The following is a 14,216-nucleotide window of genomic DNA, read 5'->3' as shown; positions in this document are numbered from 1 at the left end:
GGCGCGGCGCATGCTGTCGCCATGGAGACGCGCATCGGCCTGCCCCGGCCGCCCGCGGAGCCGGAGCCCGCGTCATTCCCGCTGCTCGCGAGCCTCGCGCCCGTGCTCGGCGCCGGCGGCCTGTGGCTGCTGCTGCAGACGCCCACGGTGCTCGTGTTCGCGCTGCTCGGACCGGTGATCGCGCTCGCGAGCCTCGGCGACGGCCGGCGGGTGCGGCGCAGGCGCCGGCGACGTGAGACGGAGCGGTGGCGGGTCGAGATCGCGCACGTCGCGGCCCGCATCGACGCGGCCCTCGACCAGCGCCGGGAGGCGATGGCGGCGGCGCACCCGGGCGCGCGCGAGATCGCCGGGCGTGCCGCGCACGACCCGCACCGCTGGCGACGGTCGGCGGGGGATGCGGTGCCGATCGTGCTCGGCATCGGCGCCCTGCCGTCCGGCGTCGCGGTCGAGGGCGAGGTGCCGGCGACCGACGAGCTCGCGCGGAGCGTGGGCGCGGCGGCCGAAGCGGAGCGGCTGCGGTCCTTCGCCGCGGTCGTGCACGGCCCCGTGGTCGTCGACGCGCGCGACGGGCTCGGCATCGTCGGGCAGCGCCGGGTCGCGCTCGCGGCCGCCCGCGCCGCGGTCGTGCAGGTGCTCGACGCCGTGCCTCCCGACGCCGCGGAGGTGATCGCACCCGACGATCCCGCGTGGGACTGGCTGACGGCCGCGCCGCATCCGCTGCACCGCGAGCCGGGGAGCGCCGTGCGGGTCGTCGGCGACGGGCTCGAGGCGACGGTCGCGATCGCCGCGCGCGCGTCTGCGCTGCCGCGGGAGTGCCGCGTGGTCATGCACGTCGCGCTCGACTCCGCCCGGCTCGGCTCTCGCGCCCTCGAACCGGCAGCGCTCGCCGAGCGCGAGGCTGCCGACGCAGCCCTCACGCTCGCGCTCGCGGCCGAGCACGCCGGCATCCGCCGCGCAGGTGTCGTCCCGGCGCACGTCGACCTCGAGGCGCTGCCGGTCGCCACCGGTGGCCTCGCGGCGACGTTCCTCGTCGCCGACGGCCCGATCGAGCTCGACCTCGTGCGGGAGGGACCGCACGCCGTGGTCGGCGGCACGACCGGCTCGGGCAAGAGCGAGCTGCTGCTCGCGTGGATCGCCGCGATGGCGACGGGCCGCTCGACCGCCGAGGTGTCGTTCCTGCTCGTCGACTTCAAGGGCGGCGCCTCGTTCGGGCCGCTCGCGGGGCTCGCGCACTGCGTCGGCGTCATGACCGACCTCGACGACGTCGGCGCGCGGCGGGCGATCGAGAGCCTCCGCGCCGAGCTGCGGCGCCGCGAGCGGGTGCTCGCCGACCAGGGAGCGCGCGCCGTGGAGCAGGCGAGCGGGCTCCCGCGCCTCGTGATCGTCGTCGACGAGTTCGCGGCGATGCTGCAGGAGCTGCCCGATCTCCACCGCCTCTTCGTCGACCTCGCCGCGCGCGGCCGCTCGCTCGGCGTGCACCTCGTGCTCTGCACGCAGCGGCCGTCCGAGGCGGTGCGCGACGCGCTGCTCGCGAACTGCGGCATCCGCATCTCGCTGCGCGTCACCGACGAGCACGACGCCGTCGCGATCACCGGTACCGCCGAGGCGGCCACCATCCCGCTCGCCGCCCGCGGCCGCTGCGTGGTGCGGGTGAGCGGCGGCGCGACGCGCGCGGCCCAAGCGGCGATCGCGTCCCCCGCCCACCTCGCCGCACTCGTCGCGCACGCGGCCGGGCAGCCGGGGCCGCCGCGCCCGTGGTGCGCGCCGCTGCCGGCGCGGCTGCCGCTCGCGCTCGTGCAGGCGGACACCGTCGACGGCGTCCGCCTCGGCCTCGTCGACCTGCCGGCCCAGCAGCGTGTCGCACCGCTCGTGTGGCGCCCGGGCGTCGACGGGCCGCTGCTGGCGATCGGCGGGACCTCGAGCGGCCGGTCGAGCCTCGCCGACCTGCTCGCGGGGCAGCTGGGGTGCGAGGTGGTCGACCGCGAGGATGCGCTGTGGGATGCGCTGCATCCCGAGGAGCACGCGGGAGGGGCGCTCGTGGTCGACGACGTCGACCTGCAGCTCTCGCGGCTGGGGGAGGAGCAGCAGTCGCGCGTCTGCCAGCTGCTCGCCGGGCGGATGCGCGACGGCTCGGCGGTGGCGCTCACCGCCAGGCGCGTCCCGAGCTCGATGGGCCAGATCGCGCCGCTCGCGGAGCTGCGGATCCTGCTGCGCATCGCGAGCCGGCAGGAGCACGTCGTCGCGGGCGGCGCGGGCCACCTGCACGACGGCTCCCTGCTGCCCGGCGCGGGCTGGCTGCGCGACGAGCGGATCCAGCTCGCTCTCCCGGATGCGCGAGCGCCGCGCCGCGCGCCGCGGTCGGTGCCGATGCCGACCGGTCCGGCCGCGATCGTGCTGGGCGCGGGCGTCGCGGCGCCGCGGCTCGCGCACGCCGCGCGGCCCGGCGAGCGGTCATCGCTGGGCGACGCGGATGTCGTCGTCGGCACGGTCGCCGAGTGGGAGGCGGCGTGGGGCGAGCTCGACCGGCTGCGCGCCGACCGCCCGGTCGTCGTGCTCGGCGTCGACGAGCGGCAGCTGCGGCAGGTCCTCCGTCTCGCGCCGCCGGTGCCGCCGATGCGCTCGGCGCCCGCGTGGGTGCTCGAGCGGGGCAGGTTCGAGCGGCTGCGCTACCTCAGCAGCGAGGCGACCGGCACGGGCTGAGCGCCGAGCGATGACGCGACGCCCGGGTGCACGACCTCGCCGCCGGTCGTGTTGAGGCCCTGCGCGAGACCGTCGTCCGCCCGCAGCGCCTCCCGCCAGCCGAGGTCGGCGATGCGCGTGGTCGCGGAGAGCGTGGCGTTCGTGAGCGCCGACGTCGACGTGCGCGGCACGGCTCCCGGCAGGTTCGCGACGCACGCGAAGACGGTGTCGTGCACGCGGAACGTGGGGTCGGCGTGGGTGGTGGGACGCGAGTCGGCGAAGCAGCCGCCCTGGTCGACGGCGATGTCGACGAGCACGGAACCGGGGCGCATGCCCGCGACCATGGCGTTCGTGACGAGCTTCGGGGCCTTCGCGCCCGGGATCAGCACCGAGCCGATGACGAGGTCGGCGTCGGCCACCGACTCCGCGACCGTGACGAGGTTGGAGTGCAGCGTCTGCACGCGACCGCCGTAGACGACGTCGAACTGTCGCAGACGGGGCAGCGAGACGTCGAGCACCGTGACGCGGGAGCCGAGGCCCACGGCCATCTCGACCGCTGCGGTCCCGGCGACGCCGCCGCCGAGCACGACCGTGTGGCCGGCGCGGGTGCCGGGCACGCCGCCGAGCAGGAGGCCCGCCCCGCCGGCGGGCGCGGTGAGCAGCGAGGCGCCCTGCGTGACCGACAGGCGGCCGGCGACCTCGCTCATGGGCGCGAGCAGCGGCAGCGTGCCGTCGGGCGCTCGCACCGTCTCGTACGCGATCGCGGTCGTGCCGCGCTCGAGCAGCGCCTGCGTGAGGGCGGGGTCGGCCGCGAGGTGCAGGTAGGCGAAGAGCGTCAGGTCGTCGCGCAGGAAGCCGTGCTCTGCCGGCGTCGGCTCCTTCACCTTGAGGACGAGCTCGGATGCCCACGCCTCCTCCGCCGTCGCGACCATGCGCGCGCCGGAGGAGACGTAGGCCTCGTCGGAGATCCCGCTGCCGGCGCCCGCGCCGGCCTCGATGACGACGTCGTGGCCGCGCGCCACGAGCTCCGCCGCCCCGGCAGGGGTCAGCGCCACCCGCGCCTCACCGGTCTTGACCTCGCGCGGGACCCCGATCAGCATCAGGCGGACTTCGTCGACGCGATGGCGCGGCCGATGACCTCGACCGCCTCGCGCAGCTGGTCGTCCGTGATCGTCAGGCTGGGCAGGAAGCGCAGCACGTTGTAGTCGGTGCCGGCCGTCAGCACGAGCACGCCGTCGAGGCCCGCGGCCTGCGAGATCGGGGCGGTCGGGATCGGGGCGCCCGACTCGGGGTCGATGAACTCGACCGCGAGCATGGCACCGCGGCCGCGCACCTCGATGATCTCCGGGTGCTGCTCGGCGAGGCCGTCGAGCAGCGGCCGCAGCACGCGCTCGATGCGCTTCGCCTCGCCGTTCAGGTCGTTGGCCTCGATCTGCTCGAAGACGGCCACGGCCGCGGCGCACGAGACGGGGTTGCCGCCGAAGGTGCCGCCGATGCCGCCGACGTGCACGGAGTCCATGATCTCGGCGCGACCGGTCACGCCCGCGAGCGGCATGCCGCCGGCGATGCCCTTGGCGGAGAGCACCATGTCGGGCACCCAGCCGAGCTGCTCCGACGCGAACGTCGTGCCGGTGCGGCAGATGCCGGACTGCACCTCGTCGGCGATCATGACGACGCCGTTCGCCGTGCACCACTCCTGCATCGCGGCGAGGTAGCCCTCGGCGGGCACGATGAAGCCGCCCTCGCCCTGGATGGGCTCGATGACGAGGCACGCGAGGTCGCTGACGCCGACGTGCTTGTCGAGGTAGTACTGGGTGCGCTCGGCCGCCTCCGCGCCGCTCAGCCCGTCGTGCAGCGGGTAGGAGCCGGGCGCGTGGAAGATGTCGGACGCGAGCGGGCCCATGCCGGTCGCGTAGGGCGCCGGCTTGAAGTTCATGGTCATCGTCAGGTTCGTGCGGCCGTGGTAGCCGTGCTCGACGACCGCGACGGCGCGGCGACCGGTGTACTTGCGAGCCACCTTGACGCCGTTCTCGACTGCCTCGGAGCCCGAGTTGATGAAGAAGGTCTTCTTGTCGTGGTCGCCGGGGGTGTGCTTCGCGAGGTACTCGGCGACGCGCACGTACGGCTCGTAGGGCGTGGTGCCGAAGAGCGAGTGCGTGAGCTTGCCGACCTGCTCGCGCACGGCCGCGACGACCGCGTCGTTCGTGTGGCCGACGGTCGTGACGCCGATGCCGCAGCCGAGGTCGATGAACCGGTTGCCGTCGACGTCGGTGATGATCGCGTCGTGCGCCTCGGCGATGAACACGGGGAGCTGGTGCGGGATGCCCTGCGGCACCGCCTTCGCCTTGCGCTCGAGCAGCGCACGGCTGTTCGGGCCCGGGATCTCGGTGACGACGGAGCGGGACGGGGCGGAAACGGCGATGTCGGTCATGGGCCCGATCCTACGCCGGGAAGCGTGCTCGGGGCGCGACCTGGCGCATACGCTGAGGCCATGCCGATGCGCCACGCCTACGCCGTCGAGGTGGAATGGACGGGAGCCGGTGCCGAGGGCACCCGGACGTACCGCTCCTACACTCGGGACCACGTCATCCGGATCGACGGGCTGCCCGACATCCTCGGCTCCTCGGACCCGACGTTCCGCGGCGACCGCGCCCGGCACAATCCCGAGCAGCTGCTGCTCGCCTCGCTCGCGCAGTGCCACATGCTCTCCTACCTCCACCAGGCCGCGACGCGCGGCATCGTCGTCACCGCCTACCGCGATGCCGCGAGCGGCACGATGGTGACGGAGGGCACGGGCGGCCGCTTCACCGAGGCGGTGCTGCACCCGGTCGTCACGATCACGGATGCGTCGCAGGCGGCGGACGCGCTCGACGCGCACGAGCAGGCGAACCGCGACTGCTTCATCGCCTCGTCGGTCGCGTTCCCCGTGCTGCACGAGCCGACGATCGTGGTCGCCGGCAGGGTCGTCGCGGGCGAGGTGCACGCATGAGCGCGGCACCTGTTCGTGAAGCATCGCTGCGCCGCGTCATCATCCTCGGCTCGACCGGCTCGATCGGCACGCAGACGCTCGACGTCATCCGCGCGAACCCGGGCCGCTTCCGCGTCGTCGGGCTCGTCGCCGGGAGCGACCGGTCGGGACTCGAGGCGCAGCAGGCGGAGTTCGGCGGCGAGGCGGCGCTCGGCGCCGACGCGGCCGTGACGATGATCGAGTCGGTCGAGTGTGACGTCGTCGTGAACGGCATCACGGGCTCCGTCGGGCTCGCGCCGACCCTCGCGGCGCTCGACGCCGGCCGCTCGCTCGCGCTCGCCAACAAGGAGTCGCTCATCGCGGGCGGCGACCTCGTGATGCGGCGCGCCGCGCCCGGCCAGATCGTGCCGGTCGACTCGGAGCACTCGGCGATCGCGCAGTGCCTGCGGGCCGGCGACCACGGCGAGGTGCGGCGGCTCGTGCTCACGGCCTCCGGCGGCCCGTTCCGCGGCTGGTCGCGCGAGCGGATGGCCTCGGTGAGCCCCGCGGATGCGCTCGCGCACCCCACGTGGGACATGGGCCCGATGGTGACCACGAACTCGGCAACGCTCGTGAACAAGGGTCTCGAGGTGATCGAGGCGCACCTGCTGTTCGGCATCCCGCTCGAGCGCATCGACGTCACCGTGCACCCGCAGTCGATCGTGCACTCGATGGTCGAGTTCGCCGACGGCTCGACCATCGCGCAGGCGTCGCCGCCCGACATGCGCCTGCCGCTGTCGCTCGGCCTCGACTGGCCGCACCGCGTGCCGGGGGTCGGCGCACCGCTCGACTGGACGGTCGCCTCCGCCTGGACGTTCGAGCCGCTCGACGAGGACGCGTTCCCGGCGGTCGCGCTCGCGAAGCACGTCGGCAGGCTCGGCTCCACCTACCCGGCCGTCTTCAACGCCGCGAACGAGCAGGCGGTGCGGGCCTTCCACCTGGGCGAGATCGGCTTCCTCGACATCCTGCCCGCGATCGAGCGGGTGCTCGAGCTGCACGAGCCGGGCGAGCTGACGCTCGATCGGGTGCTGCAGGCGGAGCGCTGGGCGCGTCGCGCCGCCGACGAGGTGTGCGCCGTCAACCGCTGAGGCGCCGAACTTCCCTGAATCGCGCGGTTTGGCGGTCGAAAATCGCGGTTCGGGGAAGTTCGACGGTCAACGCGGTTCGACGACGACCTCGACGCCCGCGCGGTCGATCGCCGCGACCACCTCGCCGGCGTCGTCCCACCAGCGCGCGTAGTGGTCGGGATCGCGATTGATCTGCACCGCGTGCGCGACGCGCGTCGGCGCCAGCTCGTCGCGGCCGTCGATCCTCGCGAGCGCACGGTAGAACAGCACGGCCGAGCCGTACGCATCCATGCGCACCTCGTACGGACCCCAGGGATCGCGCTGCTGGAACAGCCCGCGGGAGTCGGGCCCGGCCCGGTCGCCGCGATCGAGCACCCGCAGGCTCGACTCGCCCATCGCCGTCATGACCGCGACGCGCACGTCGCGCTCGCTCATGCCGAGGTCGCGGCCCGCGCGCATGATGATCGCCGCGTGCTCGAGCTGCTCGCCGCTCCAACCGGCGACCGAGCTGGGCACCCCGCCCTCGACGGTGGCCGTCTGCTGCACCGGGTCGGGAGCGGGGCGGGTGACGATCCAGGCGAGCAGCAGCACGAGCGCGAGCCCGACGACGCCGAGCACGATGCCGCGGCCATCGGAGGCGTTCCGCGGCACGCGCTCGGCGACGCTCGATGCTGCGGCTCTCGATGCTGGGCCGACTGCCATGCGGATCAGCGTAGGCACCTGGTCTGTGCGACTAGCCTGAGCGGCGATGGAACCCGTCCTGCTCTACGTCCTGGGCGTGCTCGTCGTCGTCATCGGCCTCGCCGTCTCGATCGGCCTGCACGAGCTGGGCCACCTCTGGCCCGCGAAGGCGTTCGGCGTGCGCGTCGGGCAGTGGATGATCGGCTTCGGCCCGACGCTCTTCTCGTTCCGCCGCGGCGAGACCGAGTACGGCGTCAAGGCGATCCCGCTCGGCGGCTACATCTCGATGTCGGGCATGTTCCCGCCGCTCAAGCCCGGCGGGGAGTCGAGGGATGCGTCGACCGGCTTCCTCGACACGCTCGTGCAGGACGCGCGCGACACGAGTGCCGACACCATCCACGAGGGCGAGGAGCACCGGGCGTTCTGGCGGCTCGCGACCTGGAAGCGGATCGTCATCATGCTCGGCGGGCCGTTCATGAACCTCGTGCTCGCCACCGTGCTCTACGCGCTCGTGCTGTGCGGCTTCGGGATCGCCGTGCCCTCCACGACCGTCGCGACCGTCTCGGAGTGCGTGATCGCGGCGACCGAGGAGCGCTCGGAGTGCGCCGCCGGCGACCCCGAGGCGCCCGGCGCGGCGGCCGGCATGCTCCCCGGTGACACGATCGTGCGCATCGACGGCCAGCCCGTCGAGGGCTGGGAGGACGTGCAGGCCGCGATCCGCGACCGCGCAGGCACCCCGACCGCATTCGAGGTCGAGCGCGACGGCGGCACCCTCGCCCTCGAGGTGACCCCGCTCGCGACCGAGCGCTACGTCTTCGACGACCGGGGCCAGCAGGTCGAGTCGGGCGGCGAGCCCGTCACCGAGACGATCGGCTTCGTCGGCGTCGGCCCGCAGTACGTGATCGAGCAGCAGCCCGCCTCGGCCGTCCTGCCGGCGGTGGGCGACAACGTCGTGCGGGTCGGCGAGCTCATCCTCAACCTGCCGCAGCGCCTCATCGACGTGGCGGAAGCCGCGTTCGGACCGGGGGAGCGCGACCCGAACGGCCCGATGTCGGTCGTCGGCGTCGGCCGCATGGCGGGCGAGATCGCCGCGCTCGACCAGGTGCCGATCCTCGAGCGCATCAGCGCGACGGTGCAGCTGCTCGCGAGCCTCAACGTCGCCCTGTTCGTCTTCAACCTCATCCCGCTCATGCCGCTCGACGGAGGCCACGTGCTCGGCGCCGTCGTCGACGCGATCCGTCGCGGCTGGGCGAGGCTGCGCGGCAAGGTGGCCGAGCCGCTCGACACGGCGAAGTGGGTGCCCGTCACGCTCGTCGTCACCGGCGTGCTCGGCATCATGAGCGTGCTGCTCATCTACGCCGACATCGTCAAGCCGGTGAGCCTGTTCGGCGGGTAGGCAGCGGCGCGGTCAGCGCCTCGTGCCGACGGCGAGCAGGTACTCCTTCTCGAACCGTGCCGCGCCGCCCGAGCCGCGGTCCCACTCGGCGCTGAACGCGTCGAGCGCGGCGTCGAACTCGTCTGCCCTGCCCTCGCGCTCCGCGTTGGCGCGCGCGGCGATCGTGGGCCCGTAGAAGGCCTTGAAGTGCTCGCCGTAGTCGCGCGCGCCTGGGAAGGCGGTGATCTCGAGCGAGTCGCGCTCGAGCGTGCGGAACTCGACCCGGTCGCCGAACAGCTCCGCGAGGTGCTCCTCGCTGCCCCACAACGGGGGCGGCTGCGCTCCTGGCGGCGGCGGCGGCGAGAACGGCTTCATGGTGCGGAAGAGCGCGCCCAGCATCCCCTCGGGCGTCCAGCTCAGCAGCGCGAGCGTCCCGCCGGGCGTGCAGACCCGCACGAGCTCGTCCGCGGCCGCCTGGTGGTGCGGGGCGAACATGACCCCGATCGACGACATGACGACGTCGAACGACGCGTCCTCGAACGGCAGGTGCTCGGCATCGGCCTGCACCCAGTCGAGCTGCAGCCCCGCCGCCTCGGCGCGCCGACGGCCCGCGTCGAGCAGCTCCGGCGTGAGGTCGCTCGCCGTGACCCGCGCGCCGGCAGCGGCCGCCGGGAGCGACGCGTTGCCGGTGCCGGCGGCGACGTCGAGCACGCGCATGCCCGGTCCGATCCCGGCCGCCTGGACGAGCCGCGGCCCGAGCGGCAGCAGGAAGGTCTCCACCATCGTCGTGTAGTCGCCGGACGCCCACATCGCCCGGTGCTTGGCCTTGAGCTCCTGATCGTCCATGGCGACGAGTGAACTCGCGTTGCGCGATCGCCGCCAGGGGCGATCGCGCGCGCGTCAGCGCTCCGGGGTGCCCTGGTGGAACCGCTGCCGCCACGAGGCGCCGCTGCGCACCCACAGCGAGCTGCGCAGCGCGCTCGACTCGCCCACCGATCGCCACACGATCAGCTGCGCGTCGTCCGAGATGCGGTGCGTCGCGAGCAGCTCGAGCTCGACCGGCGACGGCAGCGGGCCGATCTCGGCGAGCAGCTCGTCGCGGCCCCACCGGCGACCGGTCGCGCCGATCTCCTCCCACTCGGGGTGCAGCAGCGCGGCGACGCTCGCCGGGTCGGCGCGCACCTCGTCGCTCAGCAGCTCCCGCTCGAGCCGCACGACCGTCGCCTCGTCCGGGTCGTCGGCGAGGAAGCCGTCGAGGTCGTCGAACAGGCCGACGGCCGTCGAGGTCGCGGGCGCGGCCTCGACCTCCGCGACGAGCGGCGCGGCGGCCGCGGCGGGCCGCTCTTCGCCGCGCGTCACCCCGCCGAACCCAGGTCCCGCATCCGGCACGAGCCCGCGCTGGTGGGCGGTCGCGGCGCCGTTCGCCAGCCGGTCCGCCTCCTCGTTGAGCGGATGCCCCGCGTGGCCGCGCACCCACTCGAAGCGCACGACGCCGCCCGCCGCCTTGCGCTCGGTCATGAGGCGGTCGAGCTCCTCGAGCAGCTCGCGGTTCAGCACCGGCTTGCCGTCGGCCTTGCGCCAGCCCTTGCGCTTCCAGCCCGGCATCCACTGCGTGACCGACTTGATGACGTACTGGCTGTCGCACAGGATCAGCAGCTCGTCGACGCCCTCCGTCTGCTGCAGCAGGTCGATGACCGCCGAGAGCTCGCCGATGTTGTTCGTGCCCTGGCGCTGCCCGCCCGCCGCCCAGCGGTGCTCGTCGATGTACCAGCCCCAGCCGGTCGGTCCCGGGTTGCCGAGGGAGGAGCCGTCTGCCGCTGCGATGATCATGCGATCGATCCTGCCAGCCGCCACGACTTGCAACCGTCGGCGCGTACGCTGGTCACCATGGCAGCCATCAATCTCGGCAAGCCCGAGCCGCTCACGCTCGCGCCCCGTCGCAAGACCAGGCAGATCAAGGTCGGCAAGGTGCTCGTCGGGGGCGGCGCGCCCGTCTCCGTGCAGTCGATGACCACGACGAAGACGACCGACATCAACGCGACCCTCCAGCAGATCGCCGAGCTCACCGCGACCGGCTGCGACATCGTGCGCGTCGCGGTGCCGAGCCAGGACGACGCCGATGTGCTGCACATCATCGCGAAGAAGAGCCAGATCCCGGTCATCGCCGACATCCACTTCCAGCCGAAGTACGTGTTCCAGGCGATCGACGCCGGCTGCGCCGCCGTGCGCGTCAACCCGGGCAACATCCGCAAGTTCGACGACCAGGTGGGCGAGATCGCGAAGCGCGCGAAGGCGGCGGGCGTGAGCCTCCGCATCGGCGTCAACGCCGGCTCGCTCGACCCGCGCCTGCTGCAGAAGCACGGCAAGGCGACGCCCGAGGCGCTCGTCGAGTCGGCCGTCTGGGAGGCGAGCCTGTTCGAGGAGCACGACTTCCACGACTTCAAGATCTCGGTCAAGCACAACGACCCGGTCGTGATGGTGAAGACGTACCGGATGCTCGCCGAGCGCGGCGACTGGCCGCTCCACCTCGGCGTCACCGAGGCCGGCCCCGCCTTCCAGGGCACGATCAAGTCGGCGACCGCCTTCGGCATCCTGCTCGCCGAGGGCATCGGCGACACGATCCGCGTCTCGCTCTCGGCCCCTCCGGCCGAGGAGATCAAGGTCGGCCTGCAGATCCTGCAGTCGCTCAACCTGCGCGAGCGCAAGCTCGAGATCGTCTCGTGCCCGTCGTGCGGCCGGGCTCAGGTCGACGTGTACTCGCTCGCCGATGCCGTCACCGAGGGCCTCAAGGACGTGCAGGTGCCGCTGCGCGTCGCGGTCATGGGATGCGTCGTCAACGGCCCGGGCGAGGCGCGCGAGGCCGACCTCGGCGTCGCCTCCGGCAACGGCAAGGGGCAGATCTTCATCAAGGGCGAGGTCGTCAAGACCGTCCCGGAGGCCGACATCGTGCAGACGCTCATCGACGAGGCCCGCAAGATCGCCGACGAGCAGGGCCTGCCCTCGGGCGAGGCCACGGTCGTCACGACCGCCTGACCCGCTGCGATGAACGCCGTGCCAGACGATCCGTCGCAGCCGGCGCATCCGTCGCAGCGGCGCACCCTCGTCGTGCTGTCGTCGGTGCAGGCGCTCGGCGGCGTCGCCAACGGCGTCGCGCTCGGCGTCGGCTCGCTGCTCGTCGCGCAGGTGACCGGTCGCGAGGAGCTCGCCGGGCTCGCCGCGACGCTGCTGACGCTCGGCGGTGCGGGGCTCGCCGTGCCGCTCGCGCGGCTCGCGCACCGGCGCGGCCGCCGCATCGCACTGACCGCGGGCGCGCTGCTCGCGCTGCTCGGCACGGTGCTGCTCGCGGTGGGCGGCACGCTCGGCTCGCCGTGGATCGTGCTGCCCGGCTTCCTCGTGCTCGGCGGCGCGATGGCCGTCAACCTCCAGTCGCGGTTCGCCGCCACCGACCTCTCGCGGCCGAGCAGGCGGGGCCGCGACCTCGCGCTCGTCGTGTGGATGACGACGATCGGCGTCATCGTCGGCCCGAACCTCATCGCGCCGGGCGACGTGCTCGGCATGGCGCTCGGACTGCCGCACCTCGTCGGCGCCTACGTCATCTCCGGCACCGCCACGGCCCTCATGGCGGCCGTGCTGTGGATCTTCCTGCGCCCGGACCCGCTGCTCGAGAGCCGCGCGGCCGCGCCTCCCGCTGGACCCGCGCCGGCACTGCGAATGCGCGAGCACCCGCGCGCGGTCGCGGCGGTCGTCGCGGTCGCCGCCGCGCACGCGACCATGGTCGGCGTCATGGCGCTCACGCCCGTGCACCTCGAGCACGCGGGCCACGGGCTCGCGCTCATCGGCTTCACCATGAGCGCCCACACGGCCGGCATGTACGCGCTCGCGCCCGTCTTCGGCTGGCTGACCGACCGCGTCGGGGCGCGCGCGACCGTGCTGCTCGGCGCCGGCATCCTGCTCGCGGCGGTCGCCGCCAACATCGCGCTCGGGCCCGACCTCGCGCCGGTCGGCCTCGCACTGCTCGGACTCGGATGGAGCGCGGCGACGGTCGCGGGGTCGACGATCGTGGCCGGCGCCGTCGAGCCGGTCCTCCGCCCGGCGCTGCAAGGGCGCAGCGACCTCGTCATGGGGCTCGCCGGCGCCGCGGCGGGCGCCGCCGCCGGGCCCGTGCTGGGGCTGCTCGGCTACGGCGGGCTCAACCTCGCGATGCTCCCCGTCGTCGCCGCCGTCGCGGTCGCGGCGGTGCTCGCGACCCGCCAGCGCCACGCTGTGCTCGCGGGGCCCGGCCCGGCCTGATCGGGTCGGCGCGCCGAGGCGCCGCCCAGCGCGGCGGTCCCGCCACCGGGTAGCGTGACGGAGGCGACTGTCGCCGCGGCCAGCGCCGCCACCGCACCAGAGGAGTCCCCGTGTCGAACGCAGTCCCCGGCCGGGATCCGATCACGCCCGAGGAGCTCGAGCGGGCGAAGCGCATCATCCGCTCGATCGAGCAGTCGTTCCAGTCGACCGTCGTCGGCCAGCACCAGCTGCTGCGCTCGCTGCTCGTCGCGCTGCTGACCGGCGGCCACGTGCTCATGGAGTCGGTGCCCGGCCTCGCGAAGACGACCGCGGCCGCGACGCTCGCGCGCTCCGTGACCGCGTCGTTCCACCGCATCCAGTGCACGCCCGACCTGCTGCCGAGCGACATCGTCGGCACGCAGATCTACGACCAGCACGACGGGCAGTTCCGCACCCAGCTCGGCCCCGTGCACGCCAACTTCGTGCTGCTCGACGAGATCAACCGCTCGAGCGCCAAGACCCAGTCGGCGATGCTCGAGGCGATGCAGGAGCGCCAGACGTCGATCGGCGGCGAGACGCACCGGCTGCCCGAGCCGTTCCTCGTGCTCGCGACGCAGAACCCCATCGAGCAGGAGGGCACCTACACGCTGCCCGAGGCGCAGCTCGACCGCTTCCTGCTCAAGGAGATCCTCACCTACCCGTCGCCGACGGAGGAGGCCGAGATCGTCCGCCGCGCCGAGACCGGCGTGTTCGAGCAGGCCGACGAGCCGGTCGCCTCGCTCGACGACGTGCGGTTCCTGCAGGCGCTCGTGAAGCGCGTCTATGTCGACCAGGCGATCACCAACTACGTCGTGCAGCTCATGTACGTCACGCGGCACGCGCACGACTACATCGGCGCCCAGCTGGCGGGCTACATCGAGTACGGCGCGAGCCCGCGCGGCTCGCTGTCGTTCGCGCAGGCCTCCAGGGCGCTCGCGCTCGTGCAGGGCCGCGACTGGGTGATCCCCGAGGACATCAAGGATCTCCGGCACGCCGTGCTCCGCCACCGCCTCATCCTCGGCTACGAGGCGGAGGCCGACGGCATCACGAGCGAGGAGATCATCGACGCGATCTTCGCCGCCGTGCGGACACCGTAGGA

12 protein-coding genes are annotated in these 14,216 nt (G+C 73.8%); 7 read left to right on the top strand and 5 right to left on the bottom strand.

Annotation, left to right across the window (positions count from 1 at the left end):
• Positions 1-21: 21 nt before the first annotated feature.
• Entirely contained in the window at positions 22-2,700 is a 2,679-nt protein-coding gene (locus tag ACLQ21_RS13700; protein ID WP_425664517.1) for an FtsK/SpoIIIE domain-containing protein, read from the top strand.
• Here the strand turns inward: ACLQ21_RS13700 and ald are convergent.
• Positions 2,667-3,779: an alanine dehydrogenase gene (gene ald / locus ACLQ21_RS13695; protein WP_425664516.1), complete on the bottom strand. Its 1,113-nt coding sequence runs from the start codon at positions 3,777-3,779 to the stop codon at positions 2,667-2,669. The genes ACLQ21_RS13700 and ald overlap by 34 nt on opposite strands.
• Positions 3,779-5,110, bottom strand: coding sequence for an aminotransferase class III-fold pyridoxal phosphate-dependent enzyme (locus ACLQ21_RS13690; RefSeq protein ID WP_425664515.1), 1,332 nt, complete (start codon positions 5,108-5,110; stop codon positions 3,779-3,781). Before ACLQ21_RS13690 ends, ald begins: the two co-directional genes overlap by 1 nt.
• A gap of 60 nt (positions 5,111-5,170) precedes the next feature.
• Here ACLQ21_RS13690 and ACLQ21_RS13685 point away from each other — a divergent pair, with 60 nt between their 5' ends.
• Complete coding sequence (locus ACLQ21_RS13685) at positions 5,171-5,668, top strand: OsmC family protein (RefSeq protein ID WP_425664514.1); 498 nt, start codon at positions 5,171-5,173, stop codon at positions 5,666-5,668.
• Complete coding sequence (gene dxr, locus ACLQ21_RS13680; RefSeq protein ID WP_425664513.1) at positions 5,665-6,774, top strand: 1-deoxy-D-xylulose-5-phosphate reductoisomerase; 1,110 nt, start codon at positions 5,665-5,667, stop codon at positions 6,772-6,774. The genes ACLQ21_RS13685 and dxr overlap by 4 nt, the downstream gene beginning before the upstream one ends.
• 66 nt (positions 6,775-6,840) lie before the next feature.
• On the opposite strand, the gene ACLQ21_RS13675 is transcribed toward dxr, so the two are convergent.
• A complete protein-coding gene (locus tag ACLQ21_RS13675; protein WP_425664512.1) occupies positions 6,841-7,455 on the bottom strand; it encodes a hypothetical protein in 615 nt (204 codons plus the stop codon).
• Between the two features lie 46 nt (positions 7,456-7,501).
• Here ACLQ21_RS13675 and ACLQ21_RS13670 point away from each other — a divergent pair, with 46 nt between their 5' ends.
• Positions 7,502-8,830: a M50 family metallopeptidase gene (locus tag ACLQ21_RS13670; protein WP_425664511.1), complete on the top strand. Its 1,329-nt coding sequence runs from the start codon at positions 7,502-7,504 to the stop codon at positions 8,828-8,830.
• A 12-nt stretch (positions 8,831-8,842) separates the two neighbouring features.
• Here the strand turns inward: ACLQ21_RS13670 and ACLQ21_RS13665 are convergent, their stop codons facing one another.
• Positions 8,843-9,655, bottom strand: a complete 813-nt coding sequence (locus ACLQ21_RS13665; protein ID WP_425664510.1) for a class I SAM-dependent methyltransferase — start codon at positions 9,653-9,655, stop codon at positions 8,843-8,845.
• Positions 9,656-9,709: 54 nt separating this feature from the next.
• The gene (locus ACLQ21_RS13660) at positions 9,710-10,639 is read right to left on the bottom strand and encodes an RNase H family protein (protein ID WP_425664509.1); all 930 of its coding nucleotides are present in this window, start codon (positions 10,637-10,639) and stop codon (positions 9,710-9,712) included.
• Between the two features lie 57 nt (positions 10,640-10,696).
• Here ACLQ21_RS13660 and ispG point away from each other — a divergent pair, with 57 nt between their 5' ends.
• The 3 genes from ispG to ACLQ21_RS13645 all read left to right on the top strand — a co-directional run bounded on the left by ispG (position 10,697) and on the right by ACLQ21_RS13645 (position 14,214).
• Complete coding sequence (gene ispG / locus ACLQ21_RS13655) at positions 10,697-11,842, top strand: flavodoxin-dependent (E)-4-hydroxy-3-methylbut-2-enyl-diphosphate synthase (RefSeq protein WP_425664508.1); 1,146 nt, start codon at positions 10,697-10,699, stop codon at positions 11,840-11,842.
• Between the two features lie 9 nt (positions 11,843-11,851).
• Positions 11,852-13,099 (top strand): MFS transporter, encoded by a 1,248-nt coding sequence (locus ACLQ21_RS13650; RefSeq protein WP_425664507.1) that lies wholly within the window; start codon positions 11,852-11,854, stop codon positions 13,097-13,099.
• Between the two features lie 110 nt (positions 13,100-13,209).
• A complete protein-coding gene (locus ACLQ21_RS13645) occupies positions 13,210-14,214 on the top strand; it encodes an AAA family ATPase (RefSeq protein WP_425664506.1) in 1,005 nt (334 codons plus the stop codon).
• Positions 14,215-14,216: the final 2 nt, after the last annotated feature.

This window comes from Agrococcus sp. DT81.2 (assembly GCF_049844935.1).
Taxonomy (GTDB): Bacteria; Actinomycetota; Actinomycetes; order Actinomycetales; family Microbacteriaceae; genus Agrococcus.
Note: the sequence above shows the minus strand (reverse complement) of the source record. Positions and strands in the feature narration are given on the sequence as shown.